Source organism: Streptomyces sp. AC555_RSS877, assembly GCF_019049245.1.
Classification (GTDB): domain Bacteria; phylum Actinomycetota; class Actinomycetes; order Streptomycetales; family Streptomycetaceae; genus Streptomyces.
Genome location: NZ_JAGMUK010000048.1, coordinates 1 through 21934, shown reverse-complemented (window position 1 = coordinate 21934; position 21934 = coordinate 1). Strand labels below are relative to the sequence as shown.

General features: G+C 68.2%; 14 protein-coding genes and 3 pseudogenes. 16 read left to right on the top strand and 1 reads right to left on the bottom strand.

The features are described 5' to 3' along the window. Position 1 precedes the first annotated feature (1 nt). From KUM49_RS20725 to KUM49_RS20710, 4 genes are all read left to right on the top strand, one after another. A complete protein-coding gene (locus KUM49_RS20725; protein ID WP_217238383.1) occupies positions 2-2020 on the top strand; it encodes a trypsin-like peptidase domain-containing protein in 2019 nt (672 codons plus the stop codon). After that, complete coding sequence (locus KUM49_RS20720; RefSeq protein WP_217238382.1) at positions 2017-2982, top strand: MoxR family ATPase; 966 nt, start codon at positions 2017-2019, stop codon at positions 2980-2982. The genes KUM49_RS20725 and KUM49_RS20720 overlap by 4 nt, the downstream gene beginning before the upstream one ends. Next, positions 2954-6331, top strand: a complete 3378-nt coding sequence (locus KUM49_RS48460) for an SAV_2336 N-terminal domain-related protein (protein ID WP_308406678.1) — start codon at positions 2954-2956, stop codon at positions 6329-6331. Before KUM49_RS20720 ends, KUM49_RS48460 begins: the two co-directional genes overlap by 29 nt. 63 nt (positions 6332-6394) lie before the next feature. After that, the gene (locus KUM49_RS20710) at positions 6395-6760 is read left to right on the top strand and encodes a hypothetical protein (RefSeq protein ID WP_217238381.1); all 366 of its coding nucleotides are present in this window, start codon (positions 6395-6397) and stop codon (positions 6758-6760) included. 266 nt (positions 6761-7026) lie between these two features. Here the strand turns inward: KUM49_RS20710 and KUM49_RS20705 are convergent, their stop codons facing one another. After that, positions 7027-8499 (bottom strand): triacylglycerol lipase, encoded by a 1473-nt coding sequence (locus KUM49_RS20705; protein ID WP_254401551.1) that lies wholly within the window; start codon positions 8497-8499, stop codon positions 7027-7029. Positions 8500-8624: 125 nt separating this feature from the next. On the opposite strand from KUM49_RS20705, the gene KUM49_RS50245 reads away from it, so the two are divergent. The 12 genes and pseudogenes from KUM49_RS50245 to KUM49_RS20650 all read left to right on the top strand — a co-directional run. Further along, positions 8625-12971 carry a hypothetical protein gene (locus tag KUM49_RS50245; RefSeq protein ID WP_217238380.1) on the top strand — a complete coding sequence of 1449 codons (4347 nt, stop codon included), beginning with the start codon at positions 8625-8627 and terminating at the stop codon, positions 12969-12971. Positions 12972-13239: 268 nt separating this feature from the next. Then, entirely contained in the window at positions 13240-13926 is a 687-nt protein-coding gene (locus tag KUM49_RS20695) for an RES family NAD+ phosphorylase (RefSeq protein ID WP_217238379.1), read from the top strand. A 553-nt stretch (positions 13927-14479) separates the two neighbouring features. Next, positions 14480-14878 (top strand): XRE family transcriptional regulator, encoded by a 399-nt coding sequence (locus tag KUM49_RS20690; RefSeq protein ID WP_217238378.1) that lies wholly within the window; start codon positions 14480-14482, stop codon positions 14876-14878. A gap of 157 nt (positions 14879-15035) precedes the next feature. Then, positions 15036-15530: a DUF5959 family protein gene (locus KUM49_RS20685; RefSeq protein ID WP_308406677.1), complete on the top strand. Its 495-nt coding sequence runs from the start codon at positions 15036-15038 to the stop codon at positions 15528-15530. Between the two features lie 26 nt (positions 15531-15556). Further along, positions 15557-15697, top strand: a pseudogene (locus tag KUM49_RS20680) (IS5/IS1182 family transposase); the annotation flags it as partial. A gap of 298 nt (positions 15698-15995) precedes the next feature. After that, positions 15996-17062, top strand: a pseudogene (locus KUM49_RS20675) (protein kinase family protein). A 547-nt stretch (positions 17063-17609) separates the two neighbouring features. Continuing rightward, a complete protein-coding gene (locus KUM49_RS20670; RefSeq protein ID WP_217238377.1) occupies positions 17610-17822 on the top strand; it encodes a hypothetical protein in 213 nt (70 codons plus the stop codon). Further along, the gene (locus tag KUM49_RS20665) at positions 17819-18706 is read left to right on the top strand and encodes an XRE family transcriptional regulator (protein ID WP_217238376.1); all 888 of its coding nucleotides are present in this window, start codon (positions 17819-17821) and stop codon (positions 18704-18706) included. The genes KUM49_RS20670 and KUM49_RS20665 overlap by 4 nt, the downstream gene beginning before the upstream one ends. Before the next feature lie 11 nt (positions 18707-18717). Then, the gene (locus KUM49_RS20660) at positions 18718-19527 is read left to right on the top strand and encodes a hypothetical protein (RefSeq protein WP_217238375.1); all 810 of its coding nucleotides are present in this window, start codon (positions 18718-18720) and stop codon (positions 19525-19527) included. A gap of 1013 nt (positions 19528-20540) precedes the next feature. Further along, positions 20541-21248: a DUF4241 domain-containing protein gene (locus KUM49_RS20655; RefSeq protein ID WP_217238374.1), complete on the top strand. Its 708-nt coding sequence runs from the start codon at positions 20541-20543 to the stop codon at positions 21246-21248. A gap of 226 nt (positions 21249-21474) precedes the next feature. Further along, positions 21475-21603 carry a hypothetical protein gene (locus KUM49_RS49825; RefSeq protein WP_302185459.1) on the top strand — a complete coding sequence of 43 codons (129 nt, stop codon included), beginning with the start codon at positions 21475-21477 and terminating at the stop codon, positions 21601-21603. 6 nt (positions 21604-21609) lie between these two features. After that, positions 21610-21934, top strand: a pseudogene (locus KUM49_RS20650) (XRE family transcriptional regulator); the annotation flags it as partial.

Here is a 21934-nt window from a genome sequence, read left to right as displayed (position 1 = left end):
CGTGCACCGGCCCTACGACGACCACCCGGACGCACGTATCCGCAGGGCATGGGCCACCGTGCACACCCGTGGTGCGACCGGGGCGGGACTGGGCGCGGGCGTGGTCGTTGCTGACGGGTTCCTGCTGACCTGCGCCCATGTGGTCAACGCGGCTCTAGGGCGGCCCAAACTGACCGTCACGCAACCAACTGAGCAGGACATGCTCCAGGTCGCCGTTTCCTTTCCGAGCTTGGGTACCAAGCACCATGCCGTGGAGCTGGCCAGCTGGATGGCCCCCAGGCCAGAGGGCGAGCAGTGGTGGGACGGCGATCTGGCCCTACTCAAGGCCGAGCTGGGCACATTGGACATTAGGCCCGTACCGGTGCGAGAAACGTCCAGCCCATGGCTGTCGACCTGGTACGCCAATGGAGCCCCGCGCTCCCTCGTGGACGTCTATCGGCAGGCCAGCATGGGCCCTTGGTACATCCTGGACCCCGGCCGCGCCCGGCTGGAGATCCAGCCGGGCCACAGCGGAGCACCCTTGTGGGACCGCGACCACGGCTGCGTCACCGGCCTGGTGGTGTCGACCGAACCCGACAACCCCCGCTCGTACGCCATCAGGGCCTCCGAGATGGTGAAGCTGCTTGCCACTGCCGGCGTGTTCCCAGCCATGGACACCGAAGTATCCGATCCCAGGACGCGAGCTCGGCGCGGCGAGCTGATCCACGCCCTTGAAGAGCTTTGCGATGCAGACCTGAAGAAATGCGCCGCGCGCCTCGGCCGTGCTCTCGGCCAGTGCTGGACGCCGGCCACCTGTTCGGAACTCGTCGACGCGGCCATGCGCCACCCGCGGGGAATGCCGGCTCTGCTCAGCACGCTTGCGGAACACGGGGCAGTCGCGCGGCGGGTTCAGGACCTTGCGGCGAAGCTGGGGTCCCTGCGGTTCTTCACTCAGGACGAGTACGACGAACTCTGCGCACTGCTGGGGCCAAACGCTCATCCGGAAGTACGCGCGGCGGCCCGTCGTGCAGTACCGCACTTCTCGCTGACCGAAGCCGAACCACCCGCGGTCGGGGCGCTGATCGAGGACCTGGAGGACCGTGCCAGCGACCCCGGCGTCGTACCGCCCGTGATCCAGGTGATCGAGGAGGTCGCTGCGGCCCGGCGGGAGGACGGAGATGCCCTGAGGGAGTGGTCGCAACGGGTGACCGAGCGTCTGGGCGTCAGCGCCGAGGCAGTGCGGCAGTGCCGCTGGTCCGCCAAGTCTCGTGCCGCCGCCCGGACCTCGCAGCCGGTCCTGCGAGTGTGGCTGTGGGCGGCGTCACCCACAGCGGAAGCCTTCCACTACGTCATCCGACTCTACGACGCGCATGGCCACCAGGTCAGGACGTGGACGGACGGGGACACCCTGCGCAGTCGCGCCGACCTGTGTGCCGACCTTTCCGATGCCGTCGAGGACCTCGACCAGTACGAGGAGTCAGCCGGCGTCGAATTCCTCCTGGAAGAAGGCTGCTTCGGACTGGCCGTTGACCGACTGCCCACCCATGCCGGACCCGTGGGAACACGGCCCATCGGACTGGACCGACTGGTGGTCCTGCGGGGACAGAGCGTATGGCGCTCCGGCCTCTGGAAGACGCGATGGGAGCACGGACAGAGCTCCGCGGCGGCCCCTTATGTGCTGCACGACCAACAGGCAGCGGACCACATTCTGACGAGTCGGAGTGACATTGCCTGCGTCATCGCCTCATGTCCACCCGACCAGCACAACGAAGCACTGGCCCTGTGCCGCTGGCAGGGAGTGCCCGTGGTTCTGTGGCATCGCAGCGCCCACGGGCCGGACACCACCGCGAAGCTGAGGGACGTCATACCCCAAAACTGGCCGCACAGACTGCGGGAAGAGGTCAGACTGCGGCGCGCCGAAGCACTGCACGACACCACGCACCTCGGCGCTGACCTGGCCCTGCTGTGGGAGGACCCGAGCTGGGCACCGCCCCGACCACGGCTGACCAACCCCACCAGGCGGGAAGGAGGCGCCGCGTGAACAGCGGACGCCCGCAGGAACGGCTCTTCCGCGGCAACGGCAGGACGTACGACGATGCCGTACCGCTGCCCCAGCCCCCGCCGTGGCGACGGCCCCGGCCGGACGACGAGGCCGTGAAGCCGCGGCCCTATCTGATCGGCGACAAACAAGTCGAGGTCGTCAACGCTGCCCTGCGCCTGCGCCGCCCCCTCCTGGTCACCGGCGCTCCCGGCACCGGCAAGTCGTCGCTCGCCCACGCCGTGGCTACGGAACTCGGACTCGGGCCGGTCCTCGTCTGGCCTGTCAACACCCGAGCCACACTCACCGACGCGCTCTACCGCTACGACGCCATCGGCCGTCTGCGGGAGCGACAGGACGGCACCGACGACATCGGCAGCTTCGTACGCCTGGGTGCCCTGGGCACCGCCCTGGCCACCCAACACGAGGGCCGACCGAGACTGCTCCTGATCGACGAACTCGACAAGAGCGACCTGGACCTGCCCAACGACCTGCTATTCGTGCTGGAGGAAGGCGAGTTCACCATCCCCGAGCTGGCCCGCCTGCCCGAGGAACAGGCCGACGTCGCCGTCCATGTGCAGGGCTCGCAAGAGAAGGTGCGCGTGCGCAACGGCACCGTCCGCTGCCAGGACTTCCCCTTCGTCGTGATCACCAGCAACGGTGAACGGGAGTTCCCGGCAGCCTTCCTGCGCCGCTGCATCCGGCTGGAACTGCCGGAGCCCGACCCAGACCAACTTGAAGGCATCGTCCGGGCCCATTTCGCCCAGGACCTCCCGCAACTGGACGCCCAGTGGCCACGGGTACAGGAACTCATCCGGACGTTCACCGACCGGCGCAGCCTCGGCGGACTCGCCACCGACCAGCTACTGCACGCCGTCCACCTGCTGCAGCAGGGCATCCATCCGGAGACGGAGCACCTCAGGGAGGCGGTGCTGCGTGAGCTCAGGAACGGCGGAGTCCGGTGAGCCGGACAAACTCCGGACAGCGAGACTGCACGCCGCGCTGCGCATCGCCGGAGCAGAACTCTCCCCCCGAGAACTGTGCGACGCCCTGTGGCTGGCCCTACACGAGCCACCGCACCCGGCCGTGCCCGCCCTACCGGAACCCGACACCGCCGCCTCCGCACCGCACCGCACCGCCGCCCTCCACCAGTCGGACCGCCCGCAACGGGAGGCGGCCAAGTCCGCGCCTCGTGAGGACAGGCGCTCCATCTACACACTCACCAGAACCCGGAACGGCGGCGCCGCCGGTGCGCCGATCCGCATCCCCGCAGTCCGAGGCCTGCGCCATCCGCTGGACATCCTCCGCGGCCTGCGTGCGCTTAAACGAAAGGTCCCCTCCACACGCCGGCATGAGCTGGACGAGAACGCCACCGCCGAGGCCATCGCCGACAGCGGAGTCCTCGACGCCGTGCTCCGCCCGGCCACAGAACGCTGGCTCCACCTCGTACTCGCCATCGACGACGGCCCATCCATGCGGGTCTGGCGCGACACCATCGACGAACTGGCCGACAGCCTCACAGGCTCAGGCATCTTCCACTCCGTGCGAGTAAGCCCGCTCGCTGCGTCCGCCCCCCTGGCCGGCGACCGAACCGTCGTACTCGTCGTGACCGACGCCGTCGCCGACCACTGGTACACCGGAGCTGCCCACGCGCGGCTCGCCGCTCTCGCCCGCAGAGCGCCGACAGCCGTACTTCACCTTCTCCCGACCCGACTGTGGAGCAGCACCGGGCTGTCAGCCCAGCCCGTGATCGTCCGTTCGACCGGTCCGGCACCACCCAACACCCTGCTCACCGCCCACGCCCCCTGGCATACAGCCCCGTTGTCTACCAGCCCCCGCCTCCCTGTGCCCGTCCTCGAACTGGACGAACCGAGCCTGCGCCCCTGGGCCGAGCTCATCGCGTCACACGGCGGCATGGCTGCTCTGCGTGTCATCGACGCGGAGGACATTCCCGAGGCTGTGCCCGTCGACGACGATGCCACCGACGAGCCGGTCACCGCCGCCGAACGTGTGCAGACCTTCCGGGCGACGACCTCGCCACACGCCTACGAACTGGCCAGCCACCTGGCGGCCGTCGATCCGCTGACACTCCCCGTGATGCGGCTCGTCCAGGCCGCCGCCCTGCCAGACAGCACACCAGTCTGTTTGGCGGAGGTCATGCTGAGCGGTCTCATGCACGTCGACGACCCGCTGGAGGACCAGGACGTCTTTGCCTTCGAGCCGGACCTGCGCCAGGTACTCCGCACCGTGATCAACACCGGCTCGGCACAGCGCACGGTCGACGCCGTCAGCGACTTCATCACACCGCGCCTCGGCCGTACCCCGGAGTTCCCGGCCGTCATCGCGGACCGGACGGGGACGCTGACCCTGCCGAGAGAGGGTGAGCCGCTCGCGGAGCTGCATCGAGAAGGGGACGGACGAGCCTATACAAGCCGCGACCTGCTGCATCGCTTGACGAATGCCCTGGTCGAGCTGGGGTGTATGGAGGACAGGGAATCACGTCTGCAGTTCGCTGCCGTGTTGGGGGACCAGTTGGGCCGCTCCGTCGACTTGCGGGGCGTCAGGCAGCGTGAGGACGTCGTCGCCCTGGTGCAGGCTGCATTGCACGTGGCTGGCGGCGAGGACGTACTGCTCAACGCGGTGCGGATCCTCGAGGGAGAGGTGGCCGCCGCAGAGCTCGAGCAACTGCTGACGCCCCCGGGCGGCGCGCGCCGTTCCGAAACGGGAACGACGGGCCCCATCTCCAACGAGGACACAAGCTCGGTCCAGGCACTCCTGGACAAACCGAGAGAGGGCAGGGCGCCCACAAAGTTCGGAGGAGGGAAAGACTTTGACCTTCTGTATCGCTTGACGAATGCCCTGGTCGAGCTGGGGTGTATGGAGGACAGGGAATCACGTCTGCAGTTCGCTGCCTTGTTGGGGGACCAGTTGGGCCTGTCCGTCGACTTGCGGGGCGTCAAGCAGCGTGAGGACATTATCGCTCTGGTCCAGACTGCGTTAGACGTGGCGGGAGGCGAGCACGTGCTGCTCGCCGTGGTGCGAATCTGCGAAGGCCCGCTCGCCGCCACAGAACTCGAGCAGCTGCTTATGCCCCGCGGCGGCGTCGGCCGTTGGGAAGCGGGCCCGTCCGGGCCACTCTCCCACGAGGAAACAAACTCCGCCCTTGCACTCCTGGGCAAGCCAGCGGGGAACCCATCGGAAACCCGACTGCGCGAGCTGCTCGCGGACCAGCTCGGTGGCGCCGATCTTCCGACAGGCCTTTCTCTCACGCAACTCTTCCATTACTTACTGGATTTTAATGCTCAGCCGGATGGTCTGCCGCCCGCTGTTCTCCTCATGGAATGTGCCGCCCAGTCATCCTTGAACCCGAGCTATCGACGTGCACTGTCCGATTGGGCGGAGGACTGGGCGCGGCGGTCCGGACTACTCGCGCAACTTGAACGGCGGCGGGCCTATCCCCCCGCGGTCGAAACCGACCCGTCCATCCCCAGGTGCCTCGTTATCGTCGTCGAACACACTCGCGACGGTTCCGGGGAGATCCTCGTCCGCCCCTGGCTCAATACCGTCCCCGGCCAATGGAACCCCCAGCCGGGCGAACCGGCCACCACCACCCTCGACGGCCTTGGAACGGCGGTCGAACGAGCGCTCCGCCAGGGCGCCCGGCTCTGGTCGGCGCCACGCGAACCCGAACCGAGCGGACGCGCGCAGTCGCCGCCATACATCGAGTTCGTCCTCCCGAACGACCTGCTCAACTACGACGTGGCCGGGCTGACGACCCGGATCGGCGACGGAGGCCCTCTGCCCCTGGGTCTGGAGTATGGAGTGCATGTACGCAGCCTCGAGCGGATGCGCGCCAGCGACGCTCTGGTCCGGGAGCGGTGGCAGGAGAGGTGGCGCGCCCTGCGGTCGCAGGGGGTCAAGGTGCACGGCTGGTCGGAGTCTGACGCCGGTCGGCTGGACGCCTGGCAGACTGCTTTGGCGATGGAGTCAGACTGCACGGCCGTTGTGCTTGACGCGCCCGACGGGGGCCCAGCGACGAATGCCCTCAACGCAGCCATCGCGGAAGGGATCGGTATCGCGGTCTGGGACCGTCGAGGGGAGCTTGCGGACGAGCGGCGGGAAGTCGTGAGCGCTGTCTTCGCCTCAGTGCGGACTCCTGACCAAATTCCCATGGCCATCCACCGACTCAGACGGAATGCGGAGGTCCGCGGTGACGGTCCCTCCCTGCTCGGTCGGCACATCGCTCTGATGTGGGACGACCCCACCCGGCTCGTCGACCTGGACACCGTCGACGACGAGGCGGCAGGGATATGACCGCGACCGTCACGATCGCCGGACAACGAGCAGGCTCGTAAATGGCGGCTCGTTGGACCGGTCATGACGACGACGCATGACACGGTTCCGCGTCCCGCTGCAGAACAGGCTCACTCCTGCTACGAGTTGGGCATCCTGAAACCCATTGTCCGCCTTGCGTTCGTAGCGACGGTGCGGGCGGCGGCAGACGGCCGGGACAGCGAGCGTTCGCCCCCCTATGCCGAGTCCCGCGTCCGGGGTTCCTACTTCGCCGAACAGTTGGAGATCATCCTCGCCACCGCCTCGCCCGCTCCCCACAGGCACCGCGGGCGGCAGCCGGCCCGCACGCTTCCCACCTGTCACGCTCCCGGCCCTAACCACGCCGGCCAACTGGAGGAGGGACCAGCTGGGCAGCCGGCTCCCAAGCGGATCCTGGTGGAGTTCGCGTAGCCGACGACGACGCGCCGGCCCGGCGTCCGCGTTGCGTGGAAGCGGTCGCCGCTTGCTGGGAAGGAGTTACGACCGACCGCGCCTGCAAGACATTTCCTAAATGGCCGCTGACCCCGCGGCGCAAGTCCTGGATCCGGTCCCTTTGCTCCGAAGACGGTTCACCGTCGACCGCCACGCAGGAGCTGGGCATAGCTCCCCACCTGGCCGAGCATGCGGTCCCACCTCTGCGTACGGCGTCTTCTGGCGAGCTCGAGAGGTCCGTCTTGCTACGAGCCGTTATCTGTGACGTCTGCTGCCAGGATTAGTTGGGACACCTGGCGCCGGTCGGGTGTTGTCACGGTGACCCGGTAGAGACCTGGAGCGGGCAGCGTTGCGGTGGCGGTGAGGTGGCGCCCGGTCAGCCGGAGCCGGGGACCGAGGGGTGCAGCGGTTGATCCGTCAGTGGCCGTGATGTGGCAGCTGATGCCTGCTGGTGAATGGACTCCGGTGATGACGAGGTCCCACGATTGTCCGGGGCTGACGAGGTCGGGGATGTCCAGGCCGCATCCGGGTCCTCCCATGGGTGGGCCGAGGTGGATGTCGTCGCGCAGGAGTTCCTGGACGGCGCGCAGGGCGAAGCGGTCCGCGGCGACGGCGCCGTGCTGCAGGGGGAGGGTGCTTACGGCCCCTCCGATGGCTGCGGATTCCTTGTGGACTGTGCCGTCGCCTTGGACGTCGAACAGTTTCAAATTGTTGTCGGAGTCCCGGATGAAGGTGTGGTCGCTGTTGCGGCGCACCGTGTGGCAGTGCGTCTGCATGACCCCGTCGCGCAGCGTCAGGCTCTGCGCGGTGATCTGGCCGGTGCCCGCGACCGCGCGGTGGCCGGGCAGCTCGATCGCGGTTCGCTTGGCGGCGAAGTCGGCCGCCAAGCGGGCGAGTTCGCGGTGCCCGCCGAGGTGTTCCACGTCCGAGGGAGTCAGGCGGCGTGCGTCGTTGTCGTTCAGGACACACACGTATTGCGGCAGCAGGTCGTGCAGGCCGGGCATGGTCGAGCAGAGCTCTCTGAGCTGTTTGTGGGGGAGCGGAACGGGTGTTTTGCGTCCGGTGTTGAGGATGGCTGCGGCTTTCACCGCGCCGTGGAAGGGGGTACCCAGTGTGATGACAGCGCGGGTGTCGCCGGCCAGTTCGCTGTCGTGCAGGGGGTCGAGCGCTGCCTGCGTGACCAGTCCGCCCATGGAGTGTGCGACGAACACGAGCCGACCGGGGCGCTCGTCGACCCTGGCGCGGCGGGCCTGGGCGTGGGCGGGGTGGTTGAGCCAGGCCGTCAGATGACGTCGTGCGGCCGCGGCAAGGAGCCGGCCGTTCGAGGCGATGGGAAGCCGCCAGTCGTAAGGGAATTCCAGTACGGCGTCGGGGTGGGCGACGCAGGCGTGAGCCGCGGCGATCAGGTCCGTGTACGGCTCGCATCCCTTGAGGTAGGGAGTCCAGGCCGAATGACGCAGCAACTGTACGGGCTGGATCCTCCCGGTGTTTCCCTCAAGCTCTGCGTCGGTCATGTGCAGGGCTGCCAGACCGCCCGGCCGTGTCCAGGCCTTCATCAGCCAGCGCACGGTGGACAGGCCCCACAGCGTTGCTCCCGTTTCGGCGTCGCGTAGTTCGCTGCCCATGATGCCCGGGACGATGATGACGGCGTCCTGGGTGATACCGCGCTTCTCCGGTGCAGGGGTGGATTTGCGCTGATTGGCCGTGGGCTGGTTCATGCCCGGGAACAATAGGAGCCATGCCTGGAAGGAGAGGGAACAATCATGAATTTGTACCCCTTACTCGGACTCATGCGGTAAAGGGCCCACAGAACGGCCCAAGCGGAGTCTTGGCCGTCGTCGCGGTGGATGACCCGTACACACCCGGCTTCGCAGAAGCGCTGGAGCAGCAGATGCAGGTCATCCGCACCTGGTGGTCGCCCGCCGGCCAGGCGAGTGCAGGTTTCGCGGAAGTGGCGCTGCACGGTGTCCGCGAGCGGCACGACATCGAAAGGTTCCTGCACAAGGAGCAGTTGCGGGAGACCCCGGCGCATGTGCCGCTCGTCTTGTATGTCTCCTCCCACGGGGTCCTGGCGCCGACCCAGCGCCACTTCCTTCGCCTTCCGGCAACCGATGACGGCCGCCTTCCGGCCACGGGCATGCCCACCAACGACCTCGTCGTGGCCGCCCTGGCCTCCCATGCACGCCACGTGCTGGTGATCATCAACGCCTGCCACGCCGGGGCCGTCGCCCGGGACCTGCACGACTGGTGGGGCGATCTCAGCCCCGGCCCTGAACGACGCCTCAACGTCATCGTCGCCACCGACACGGCCAATGAGGTGCAGGTCCTGGAGTTTTCGACGGTGCTGCGCCGGGCCTACGAAAAACTCAGGAAGGTCGCAGAGATCACCCGGCCGTACCTGAGCATCGGTGAGTTCCTCCGCGCACTGCAGGACGCAACCGCCGAACTCAACGCCGAACGCGGCTACACCGACCCCTATGACCGATTGCCTGGGCCCAGAGAGCTGCTGCCCGTCGGTCAACTGGCCGAGCACGTTCCCACACTGCCCAATCCCGGCTACCGAGGCGACAGCGATCTCGTCCCTGCTGAGCGCAGGGAGGTGTCCACTGCCGTGGAAGAACTCGAGGGATGGCTCGCGAACGCGTCGACGGCAGACCCGGGGTGGTACGTGACCGGGCGGCAGCGACTCAATCAGAAGATCGCTGACTTCCTCTTCCGTCCCGCCGGCGTCCTCATCGTCACCGGAGCCGCCGCGACCGGAAAGTCCTCCCTGCTGGCCCGCGCTGTCACGCTGAGCGAAAGCACCCTGCGCCAGGCCAGCAGCATCGCCGCCGTTCTGGGCCACCCGGCACCCGCCACCGTGCCGCCGGCCGGATCGGTCACGGTGGCTGTCAGCGCCCGCAACCGCAGCTGCGCCGGCTTGCTGGAGGCCATCGTCACCCGATTACCCCACTCCACCGCCACCGTGCCACCGCTCGGAGCTGACGCGGTGCGCCACTGGCAGACACAGCTCACCGCCGCGCTGGACAGCAGCCCTCACCAGCTCCTCACCGTCGTGGTCGACGCGCTCGACGAAGCGCACAACCCCACCGCGTGCATCCAGAATGTGCTCCAGCCGCTCGTCGCCCACATCCGCACCACGACCCCCGCCCAGCCCAATATTCCCGCGCAGAACACCCCGCCGGCCAGTGCTCTGCCGCCACCGCGGAGACTGCGCCTGATCGTGGCTGCCCGGGCCAGCAGCGCCCCCGCGTCGCATGCTGCGCAGACTCCACCCGCCGGCGACCTCCTGGGCGAACTGCGACGCGCCTTCCCCCAGGCCGACATCGTGCGCACCGACGAGGCAGACATCGGCGACGACATCACCGCCTACGTCCATTCCACGCTCAGCGGCCCCGCCTGGGATTCCGTGCCACGCCTGCGTGATCAGGCCGCCGACACGGTCGCCGCCCACGTGGGGCACTCGTTCCTCGACGCCCGCCTGGCCGCCGAACAACTCGCCGCCACCGGACCCCAACTGCTTCAGGATCCTGCCTGGCCACTCCAGCTGCAGCAGGGCACCCTCGGACTGTTCCGCCAGGACCTGAAGGCCCTCACCGACGACAGCCTCACTCCCGATGTCGCCCTGACCCTGCTGCGCGCGACGGCTTTCGCCTTCGGCGCCGGCCTGCCCCGGGCCGAAATCTGGCCGGCCGCCGCGCAAGCCCTGTCCCTGCATCCCCTCCAAAATGTCGACTCACACATTCAGCGACTTATGAACAGCCGCCTCGCGGGGTATCTCACCCACGACATCGAGGACGACCGCAGGGTGTACCTGCCCGCACACGACCAACTCGGCCAGCTGCTGCGCGGATGGCCGACCAAGGGGGACACGGCATTGAGCCATCCGGAACCAGGCGCCTTACCCGACCGCAGCAACCGCCAGGCGCACCAGCGCATCACCGACGCCCTGGCCAAACTCGCCCGCACCGACCCGGCCGGACAACCCCACCCCTACCTCGCCCGCCACCTGCCCCACCACGCCGCCGCCGCACATCTCCTCGACGACGACCACCTTCCCCCCACCCTCCTTCCATGGGTGAGCGGCGACACGATCCGCGGCCTGCTGCACCACCCGCACGACACCCGCGCCAACCGGACCTGGCTGACCGCCTGGACCGCCATCGAACCGTTCATCCAGCACGCCGACCTGCCCTCCCGCTGCTCCAGCCTCCACCTCGCCCACACTGCCCTGCACTACCCGGGCATCGCCACGCACGCGCAAGGCCTCCACGGCTCCCGCATCCACGTCCTGTGGGCCCAGTGGGAACCGCCGGCCAACGTGCTGGCCACCACCAAGCACCCCTGCCGCACCGTCGCACTGACGACCGACCCCATCCCGCCCCTGATCGCCCTCGGCAGCGAAGCCGGGTACGTCGACCTCGTCGACGCCCGCACCGGAAGCAACCTCGGCGACCGCATTCCCGCCCACGACGGAGCCGTACGCCGCCTGCACATCCAACAGGACGGCTCACGCACCGTCCTCGTCTCCGGCAGCACCGACGGCTATGTCCGCATCTGGGACGCCACCGAACGCCGCCTCCTCGACCAGCTCATCCGCCGGGGCAACAGCTGGGCCGCCGACCTCACCGGATACCGCGCACACGACGGCGTCCTCACCGTCATCGCCGTCAACGGCGACGGAGAGGTAACCGAGTGGCGCGAGAACCGAGGAGAACGACAGCTCGCCACCATGAGCGCCCACCCGCTTGAACTCAACGCCTTCGCCCTCCTGGCCACCACCACCAGCGAAGGCACACACGTCCTCGTCTGCGCGGGAGAAACCCTGCGTATCTGGGCCACCGCCACCGGCACCCTCCTGGCCGACCACCCCCTGCAAGCCGCGGTCCGCACGCTCGCCGAAACCCCCACACGCGGCCACATCGCCGCCGGCCACCACGACGGAACCGTCACCCTGTGGGACCTCACCACCGGCCACTGCCGCCGCATCCACGCCTCCGACAGCCCCGTCATCGCCCTGGCCTGCATCACCGCCCACAACCGCCACCTGGCCGCCGTCGCCTGCACCACCGGAATCGACCTGTGGGATCTGACCACCCATCAACATGCCGGACGACTCACCGGACACACCGACACCGTCACCGCCCTGCACGCCGTCCCCAGCGACCAGCCGGCACTGCTCGTCTCCTGCGCCCGCGACAACACCATCCGCACCTGGACCGAAGACGCCCTGAGCAGCGCTCTGGACGGCGCCGACCCCCCACCAGCCGCGCTCGCCGCGGCCTGCCGGCACACCGACACCGGCGTGGAAGTAGCCGTCAGCTACGCAGCAGCTCACGTGCAGATCTGGAACGCCCACACCGGCCAGCCGGGCCCGACCCTGCCCCTTCCCGCCCACCGTCCCGCAACCGTTCTGGCCTTCAGCACCCCAGCCGACGAACAACCCCAACTGCTCTACGCCACAGGCGATCACACCATCACCCTCTGGGACCCCACCACCCCCCACACCGGCGACCAGCCGGCCCTGACCGGACACATCCTCCCTGTCCGCTCCATCGCCACCTGCCGCACCACCACCGGGCAAAGCCTCGCCATCAGCGGCAGCGACGACCACACCGTCCGCCTCTGGGACCTCCACACACACCAGCAGACCGACATCTGGAAACACGACTTCGCCGTCCTCACCGTCGCCGCAGCCACCCACCCACACGGCTCCCTCTGCCTCGCCTCCGGCAGCGCCGACGGCACCGCCCGCCTCTGGCGCCCCGGGAACCCCACCGCACTGCACACCTTCCGCTGCGACCAAGGCTTCATCAACGCCCTCGCCCTCGACCTGCACGCCCCCGACGGCCCGCTCCTGGCCACAGCGGGCGACGACACCCTGCACCTGTGGGACCTCGACACCTGCAAGCCCCGCAGCAACCACCTGCGGGGCCACACCGACACCATCGAGGCCCTCACCGCCTGGAGCACCCTCACCCCCACCCCCCGCTCCTACATCGCCAGCGCCTCCCGCGACGGCACACTGCGCATCTGGCACACCACCACCAGCCGCTGCATCCTCCAACTTGCCACCGGCACCCGCGTCCACACGCTCAGCGCCCGCCCCCACAGCGACAAGCCGGCCGTCACCCTCACGATCACGGGCGAAGCCGGCGTCGCCGTCTTCGACCTCCGCCTCGAGGGGTAGCGCAGCAGGCCACACGCGCCCCCTTCAAGCCCCCGACGCGCCCCTCGTCATATGCCAAAACCCGCACAGAGCCCCCCACAACAGCCACACAATGATCGTCCGGCACAGGCCCGCAGGGGGAAACGAGCCAGCCGGCCCGCCAGCGCCCCCGAACGAGCCGACACCGGGCACCCGGAACCACACGCAGGCCTGCACCCGCACACCGCACAGGCCCGCCAACCGGCAGGCGCGACTACATACCTGCGCCCGCCGACGTAAGGAGCGGCGCATGACCGAGGAGACGTACTTAGGAGTACGGCTCGTTACAGCACCGGACCACGGCGTCTGGCGTCTGGGCAAAGCAAAGAAGCCGCTCAAGTACAACAAGATCGCAGCCGGCGACACCGACCGCTCCAGCGGCAACCGATGGAGCCTGGTCGGCCACGGGACCCTCTACTGCGCATCCGAGATCGAAGGATGCTTCGCAGAAGCCCTGGAACATTTCCGCGTCGATCCCGAACTCCGCGCCGTCATCAAGGATGACTGGCGCGAACCGTACTTCATGGCGCCCGGCACCCTGCCCCTGGACTGGCGCACCCGACACACGCTCGTGAGGCTGCAGCCGGACAAGAAAGCGCGGTTCCTCGACGTCGACGACGGCGCGACCCTGGCCAGCCTCAGCGAGAACCTGCAGCCCGAACTCAAAGCCCTCGACGTCGACAAACTCACCCACGACCACATCCAAGGAGCCGACCGCCGCGTCACGCGGCGCATCGCGGCCTGGGCCATCGCCCAACGTACCCCGCAACAGGCCCAGCTGATTCACGGCGTCGCCTACCGCTCACGCTTCGCCTCCCGGCAATGCTGGGCCATCTTCAGCGGCTGTGATCTCCAGCAGGTCGAGACCCAACCGGTCTGGCCCGAAACGGAAGGCCTCAGCACCGTGGCCGCCCACTACGGACTCACCATCCGGTAGACGACCCGCCCTCGGGCGGAGGGGGGAGTAAGACCCCCTCCAAACGCCATAGCCCAAATGAACGATCCTCGCATCCCAGCCGGGTGCCGGTCCAGACACCGGCACCCGGCAAATCCGCACCTCAGAGGCCAAAACACCGGTCAAGCAGGCCAGTTGGCCCACAAAAGAGGGGGGAGGAAAGAGCGGAACCGGTAGAGAAGGCGGTGGGATTTGGGTACCTTAACGGTGTGTCAAGAAGGAAGGCCCCACAGTGACCAGACAACGCCACGGCTTACCCCCCACAACAACCCGCCTGCGCAACCGCCAGCTCCTGCACCGCCAGCACCCCTTCGAACAGCCCAGCACCCCATCGTCCCGAACGACCGGAGTGCACCGCTGACACACCGGCACACCACGCCGAGGCGTCCGTCGAGGTCACGCTTCCCCACGGACACACACGCCAAGAAGCACCGCCGCCACCTGGCCATCACCACCCGCTCGCACAGCCCGTTGTCTGACCAGCGATCGCGCAATCCCCAGCCGGCGCTCAGTCATGACACGAGGGAGACAAACCATGCCCGCAGCCAACGACTCCGCAGCCACCAAAAGCGGAGAAGCCGCCCGCACCGCGCACCGCCACACGGTGCGCATGTCCATCGCAGACATCGCCCGATTCCTGCAGGACAACCTCGGCCAGCGCCTCACCGCACGGATCACCAACCTCAGCGACCACCGCCAAGTCGGCAAATGGGCCTCCGGCGAAAACACCCCACGCCCCGAAGCCGAAGAACGCCTGCGCGCCGCACTCCAGGTATTCCACCTCATCCAAGACGCGGAAAGCCTCTACACCGCACGCGCATGGCTCATCGGCATGAACCCTCAACTCAACGACGAAGCCCCCCTCACCGTCATCGCCGAAGGCCGCTACCGCGACGTCATGGTCGCCGCCCGCGCCTACGTCGACGGCGGATGACCAGGCCGGCAGCGAGGCACATCGTCCGGTCGGCGAGGGTATGACGAACGGCCTGCGGGCTTGAGCCGTTGCTGCCCCAGCGCCCCAAAGCCGGGCCGCCCCGCCGCTACGGACGTGACGGCAGACGGTGGACATGGGCTGTCCCGCATGCCAGGCGGTGACTGACGTCTTGGCCGGTGCTGGGAGAGGATCAAGAGCAACCTGGTCCATCAAGTGTTCAGAGGCAACTGTGGTTGACGTAGCGCAGACGCTCGAACTGTTCCGGTTCGCCGATGAGGTCCAGAGCGTCGCGATTGAGGTGGTATGTGGTGCGCCTTTGGTGATGGGCGCGGAGCGGTACTACCCAGCCGAGATCGTTCTCAGGAGCGACTTCGGCAACGGGAGGATTCGGCTCCAGGTATCGCGTGAGGATCTGGACGAGTGGGATCGTTGCCTCGATGCCCTTCAGGCGGAGGAGGGGGCCCAGTGGCCGGCCGGTGACCGCAGTGCCTGGGTGGAGGTGGTCCCTGATGATCCGGTGGAGGTGACGGTGCACGACTCGCCGTCGACGCGGATTTCGGTGCTCGTACCGATTGACGTCGCCTCGGATTGGCTGGAGGAAAACCGAGTGCGGTTGGATCGTGTCCGGGCGGTTATCTCAGCGTCCGCATAGGGCTCGCAGCATGTGATGATCTTCGTGTGGCCGGAGTGGCCACGGCGTCTGAGCCGTCTTGGATGGCACCGTTCACCGGGCTGAGCCCGCCCTGTTTCGGCAAGCTGGTGGCTGCAACTCGGCACGACGCAGCGGACGCGGTCCGGCGGCGTCGGCCGTGGAGCCTTCAGCGGCCCGTTTTATCGTGCCTGCCGCGCCGCGGCAGCAGGCTTCTCCTTCTTTAGCCGACATCTCGGATGGCGGGAGGGGGGGGAGGTTGGTCGCACGCCCCCGCCTTGTCTGGACTTGATCTCCGCATCCTTGGAGAGCTGGTGGGGCTGCCCTGCAACCTGCCCAGTCCGTTGCCTCCGCCGATCTCCTCATCGACCTCCCTCTACAGTGCAGAGGCGGCAGTTGGTGGGCACTCGCGTGCAGGGTGAAGACGAGGTCGGCATTCTGATGCAGGAAGCGGTCGAGCATCCCGATATGTCAGAAGCCGCGCGCTTGGCCGCTTACAGCACGGTCGCCACCTCGCTCGCCCTGCGAAGTGATCGCCGACTGGGCGAGCTCCTGGACGCCGCCGTGCCGCTTGGCTCCGGCGTCGGCGGGAAGTCCGCGCTGCTGGAGGTGGACGGGAAGCCGGTCTTCGTCAAGCGGGTGCCGCTCACCGATATGGAGCGGTTGCCGGAGCATGTACGGTCCACAGCCAACCTGTTCGGGCTTCCCACCTTCTGCCAGTACGGCGTCGCCGGTGGACCTGCCGGCTTCGGGGCGTGGCGGGAGCTCGCCGTTCACACCATGACGACGAACTGGGTACTCGCGGGGCAGTACCCAGGGTTCCCGATGATGTATCACTGGCGCGTACTACCGGACCCGGCGCCCGCGCATGACATGGAACTCGCGGACGTGGAGCGGGCTGTGGCCTACTGGGGAGGCAGGCCGGAGGTACGCCGTCGTATCGAGGCCCTTCAACAGTCCTCTGCGAGCCTGGTGCTGTTCCTGGAGTACATCCCTCACACGCTCCACGAGTGGCTCACCGAGCAGTACAGGCTGACGAAGAGGCCGCCGACCGGGCTTGTTGTCTGGTGGAGGGCGAGCTGGAGGCCGGCACGTCCTTCATGAACGCTCGCGGGCTCCTGCACTTCGACGCACATTTCCAGAACATCCTGACCGACGGCCGACGCCTGTACTTCGCCGACTATGGCCTCGCCCTTTCCTCACAATTCGATCTGTCACCGGCAGAGACCAGCTTCTTCGAGCTGCATAAGACCTACGATCGCTGCTACACGCGCAGCTGGCTGGTGAACCGGCTGATCACGGCTCTGTACGGATACGAGCGGATAGAACGCGAGGCACTTATTCACGCGTGTGCGGAAGGTGAGGAGCCGCCGGACGGACCGCAAGAGGCCAGGGCCATCCTCTCCCGCCATGCACCGCTCGCCGCAGTTATGACGGACTTCTACGTCAAGATCCAGGAAGAGGACAGGGAGACCCCGTACCCGTGGAAGGAGCTCCGCCGGGCCCTCCATGCGGACAGATCCCGACGCATCTGAGCAGGTCCCAGGGGTCTTTGCGGCTGGCGATGCAGGCGGTCCAGTTGTGAGGTAGGCGGGTGTCCGCGTAGCGGACGATCCCGACATCGCTGTTCACCGCATCGCGGACCACCACCTGCGGCCTCGGCGGCGAAGATCAGGTGCCGGAAGCTGCCCGACGGCCCTTTGCTGCAGCGCGTGGGGTGGGGCAGTGGGCGCCGTGCGGCCCCCTCCGGGGTGTTGATTCAGCACAGGGGGCCGCACGGCCTTGGTGTGGCGTCGAGTGGCGCCTCGGCTTTCCATGATGGTGCATGCGGGTCGGCGTGTGGCCAGAAGTGATGATTCCCCCTCAAACGGTGGAATCGGCTGTTGTTCCGCCGTAAGGGACCGGGGGTGGCGGGAGGTGGCGGGTGCTGGCGGTCGGGACGGCATTGTTCCGTAACGCCCTGATCGCGTAGCGGTGCGGTGGGGGGCCGCGTAATGCTGGCGTCTCCTTCCTGACGGCGCTTCAGCACCGCTGTCAGGAAGGGCTGTTGGTGTGTGAACCGCTCACAGAAAACCGAGTGCGATGTCGAGTAAGAGAGTGGTGACCCTTGCCGTTCTGGCGGCGGTCTTCGTGTGGAGCACGGTGATGACCGTGCTGGGACATGGTGCGGCGGCCGCCGCCCTGCTCCCGTCCCTGGGCCTGCTCGTGCAGCAGATTGTGCAGGCCCTGACCGCGCCCGACGGCCCCCGCCCGTCCGGCCCCGCCGCTGTTGGCGGACAGGAGCCGCCCCGATGATCTGGTCCCCCGACGCCGAACAGCCCCTTCCACCGGATACGTTCAGCAAACGCGGTCGCAAGCCCGCCCCGATCGCGGAGACGGCCGGTCTGTCACACCGGGCGTGGCTGGAGCCGGTCCGCGGGTTCCTCTTCGCCAGCGGCCTGACCCTCAACGACCTGGTTGACCGCTCCGGCTACTCCAAGACCCGCATCAGCGAGCTGCTGCGAGGCAACGGCTACTACCCCGCCTGGGAGATCACCTTCAGTGTGATCCGAGCCCTGGGCCTGCCCGTCCAGCCGATGCGCCGGCTGTGGACCGCGGCAGCCCGTGAGGCAGACAAAGAACCCGGCTGGATCAAAGACTGCATCGAGCAGGTCGCCCTGAAGCCCGAGCCCCCGCCCCTGGCGCACAAGGCGTTCACCGAGACCATGACGCGGGCCTACACCGCCTACGCCCGCGCCTTCCTGCTCACCGACCACCGCGCCCGCTGGGTGGTGACGGAAACCTTCGACATCCTCTGGCTGTGCTGGAGCGAGGCCGCCACCAGCGAAAACATTCGCCGCTACGCCTGGCAGCTGCTGCGCTCACGGGTCATGGCCCGCGCCCACCGCACCCTCGGCGGGCACCCCGACCTGCGCGCCGCCGTCTTCTCCACGGCTGAAGCCCGCACCAGCTCCCCGGGCCAATTCGTGGCCCTGAGCGAACTCGTGGACCTCTTCGGCGCGATCGGCCGCCTCCCGCACGACCTCATGGACGTGGCGGTCCTGCGCCACCTGTGCGGCCTGAGCCTCGAAGAGACCGCCGAAGTCCTCGGGCTGACCGCGGCCATGGCCCACGCCGTCGACCACCACGCCCGCGCCACCCTCGACACCCTGCTCACCGCACAAACTCCCCGGGAGTGAACCCAGCCGCCATGCCCTCCACCGACGCCCTCCTCGCCCGCGCCCGCCTCCAGGCCGACCAGCCCGCCACCGCCGACACCGTCGCCTACGAAGACTGCGCCTACCTCGACCTCGACCCGGACACCGACTCGCTGCCCGGCGAGCCGGCCGACACTGCCGCCGTCGAACTCCTCGACCACCTCTGCGACGTCGTCGTCACCACAGTCGCTCCCGATGCGCTGCAATTCCTCACCGGCCAGCTCCCCGAACCCACCAGCGCCTGGCTGCTGGGCTGCGCCCTGCGCCTCGCAGGCGTCGACGACGGCGCACGCTTTTGGTGGCAGTACGCCGCCGGAGCCGAATTCACCCCGGCCGCCTACTGCCTCTCCCTCTACCACCGCGCCCGCGGAGAAGCCCACGCGGCCGCCTTCTGGCAAGACCAGACCGGCCTGGATACAACCGACGCCTCCGACACCCTCATCGTCTCCGGCATCTGCCCGCCCGAACACCAACTGAGCTTCGACGCCAGCATCTCCACCGTCCTGCGCATCCTCAGCCGCCTCGACGCCCCCGGCCAACGCTCACGCACCCGCCGCGCCGACGCCATCACCAATTACACCGCCAACGCCGTCACCCGCGGCTACCGCCGCTATCCCGGCGTCGAGATCCCCGTGCCCGAACCCCGCTTCGCCGACCGCATCCGCTTCATCCTGTCCGCCACGCCGCCCTGGACCCGCCACGTACCGCGCACCTTCAACACCAACCTGCCCAGCCGGAGACGGAGCTCCCACACCAACGGCACACCCGCCCACGACACTGCGGTAGAAGCCACCAGCGGATGACCAGCCCGGACGCGGGCAGGCTGCCCAGGCGCCGCAGGCTTCAGCCTGTACCCCCAGCTGCGAGACAGACATGCAATTGCATTCCGTGGCGTCCTGCACCGCTGCCGGCGCTACGGCGACGTGAAGAGCGGGAACGTCCTTGGGAGCGAGGTCGGTGCGGATGCGTGCCAGCCGGACGGTGTGGCGCCACCGGTCGGCACCATCGCGGGCGACATCGACGTCCACCTCGGCCACCACGCAGGGGTGCACGAGGGATACCTCCAACACGTCGCGGCTGCCCCGCCCGGCGGAGTTGGTGGCCGGTTGAACACGGGCACCGTCGGTCGGATCGGTGCGAGTGTCCTGCCCTGTCCATGGAGCGGCTCCGGCCGTTGTCGTACCTCGACGTTACGGTTCCTCGACAGGAGCAAGATCGGTGGAGGGTGGGAGGGGCTTGATGGTTGGCGCTGAGCAGACCGTGCGGGTGTCGTTCGCGGAGGGCTGGGATCTTCGTTCCCGGACGATGCTCGCCCCGCTCTCGCGATCCGCTGCGGAGGACCGGGACCGTGCGGGGAAGCCTTACGTGATGGTGCATCGAGTGGAGGGCCGAACCTCGCCGATCGAAGTGCACCTGGTGGCCTGGGACGATTCCTACGTGGGGGCATGGGCGTACGACGATCAGGGGCGGCGGACCGGCGAGGCGGACTGGCGTCTGCTCGAACCCGGGCGCCTGTTCCTGCGCCATCTCGGGGTATGGCGTTATGACTCCGAGGACCAGGCCGAGTTCGCCCCCGAAGCCGGGCGGAGTTATGTGGACCTCTTTCCGGGTGGCAAGGGACGCAAGGTGAGCGAACCGAAGGGGGCACGAGGGGGGTCACGCCACACGCTCGCCGGTATTCCCGAAGAGGACCGATGGCGTGCCAGATCGGAATTCGGTGTGAGTGGCCTCAGACAGTTGTTCGTGTCGCAGTCGTTGCCACAAGGGTGGCAGCCGGACGTTGAGGACTCCGCAGAGAGAGACGGAGGTGCGGACCGTGGACAGCGCCGACGACGGCCGGCCTTCCCCCTGGGTGCCCCCGCGTCCGGCCCAGCCTGAACACCTCAAAGAGCTCTTCGAACCGGGCACACGCATCGCGACGAGCTTCGAGTCGGAGATGACGGTCAGCGCGATACGCAACATCGCGACTCTGCGGGTGCCCAGCGGCAGACTGGTCGTCGCGGATGCTCTCACCGAGGGCCATGGCGCCGTTCGTGAGCTGGCCGACCGGATCCCTCCGGGGGAATACCGCATGCAAGGTGCCGTAGTTGCCTATGAGGGGACGTACGAGGACGAGTGCTTTCCCGTCGTGGAGGACGTAGCGGTTCGCCTGCTGTTGGCGGAAGAGCCGGTGGTGTCATGGGAGCTGGCACTCACCGCGGAGGATGACGCCAGGCTGCTGCGCGATGGCGAGATCTTCGGCTTCGACACGGATGGCGCTGCGGGATCCTTCTCGGATGCCGCACATTGGGAAGTCCTTGCGGACCAGTACCGGCGCTACCTCGTAGAGCAGGAGGACGGTGCTGGAGAGAGCCTCGGTGACGGGCACATTCGCACCACCGACGAGGCGACAGACAGCGATCTCGTCTCCTCCTGCACCGGTGGAGACGGAACGTATCCCGTGTGGCTGGGTCGGTCGAGCACCGGTCAGTTGGCGTGCGTCGTGGTCGTGGTGGGCTATCTGCCTGAGCTGCGGTTGCTCTGAGCATCGCAGAATCCTCAGCCACACCTCTCCTGGCCCCCACAGGCCTTCTCCTGCGCTGGCCACGAGCCACGCGGGAGACCATCCCCGCATGCGCGGTGCACCCGCGACCCGGCCACCGACCTGATCGTGGGGCCATCCCCGCGGGTGCGGGGAGCAGATGAATTGGGCGGAGTCACCGCACGCCATCACGGGATCATCCCCGGCACTCGGGGTGAATCCCGGGCTGGTGAAGTGGGAGGGTACCCAGAGTGTGCTGTGGGGCGAGGGTGTCCGCGAGCAGTTCCAGGCGCCGGAACTCAACCTCGCCCGCTACATCAAGGACGGCACCGTCACCGACCAGGACAACGGGGAGTAGCAGGCGATGAGCGTGTTCGGTCAGGGCCTGGAACAGGCGGTGCAGCGGGCGTTCACGCGCCCGATCCCCAAGAGCGCGGGCGCGCAGATGCGGTACCTGGTCAAACAGCTCAAGGGCACCAGAGCGGTGGCCCAGATGCTGCAGATCTCCCAGCGCACCGTCGAGCGGTACGTGAAAGACCAGATCAAAAAGCCCCGCCCGGACCTCGCCGCCCGGCTGGAGAGCGAGGTCACGAAGAGGTGGCAGCCGCAGATCCGCGCCAGAGCACGGCAGCAGGCGGCGACCACCGGCGGCATCGTCATCGACACCCGCGCCCGGATCGGCTACACCG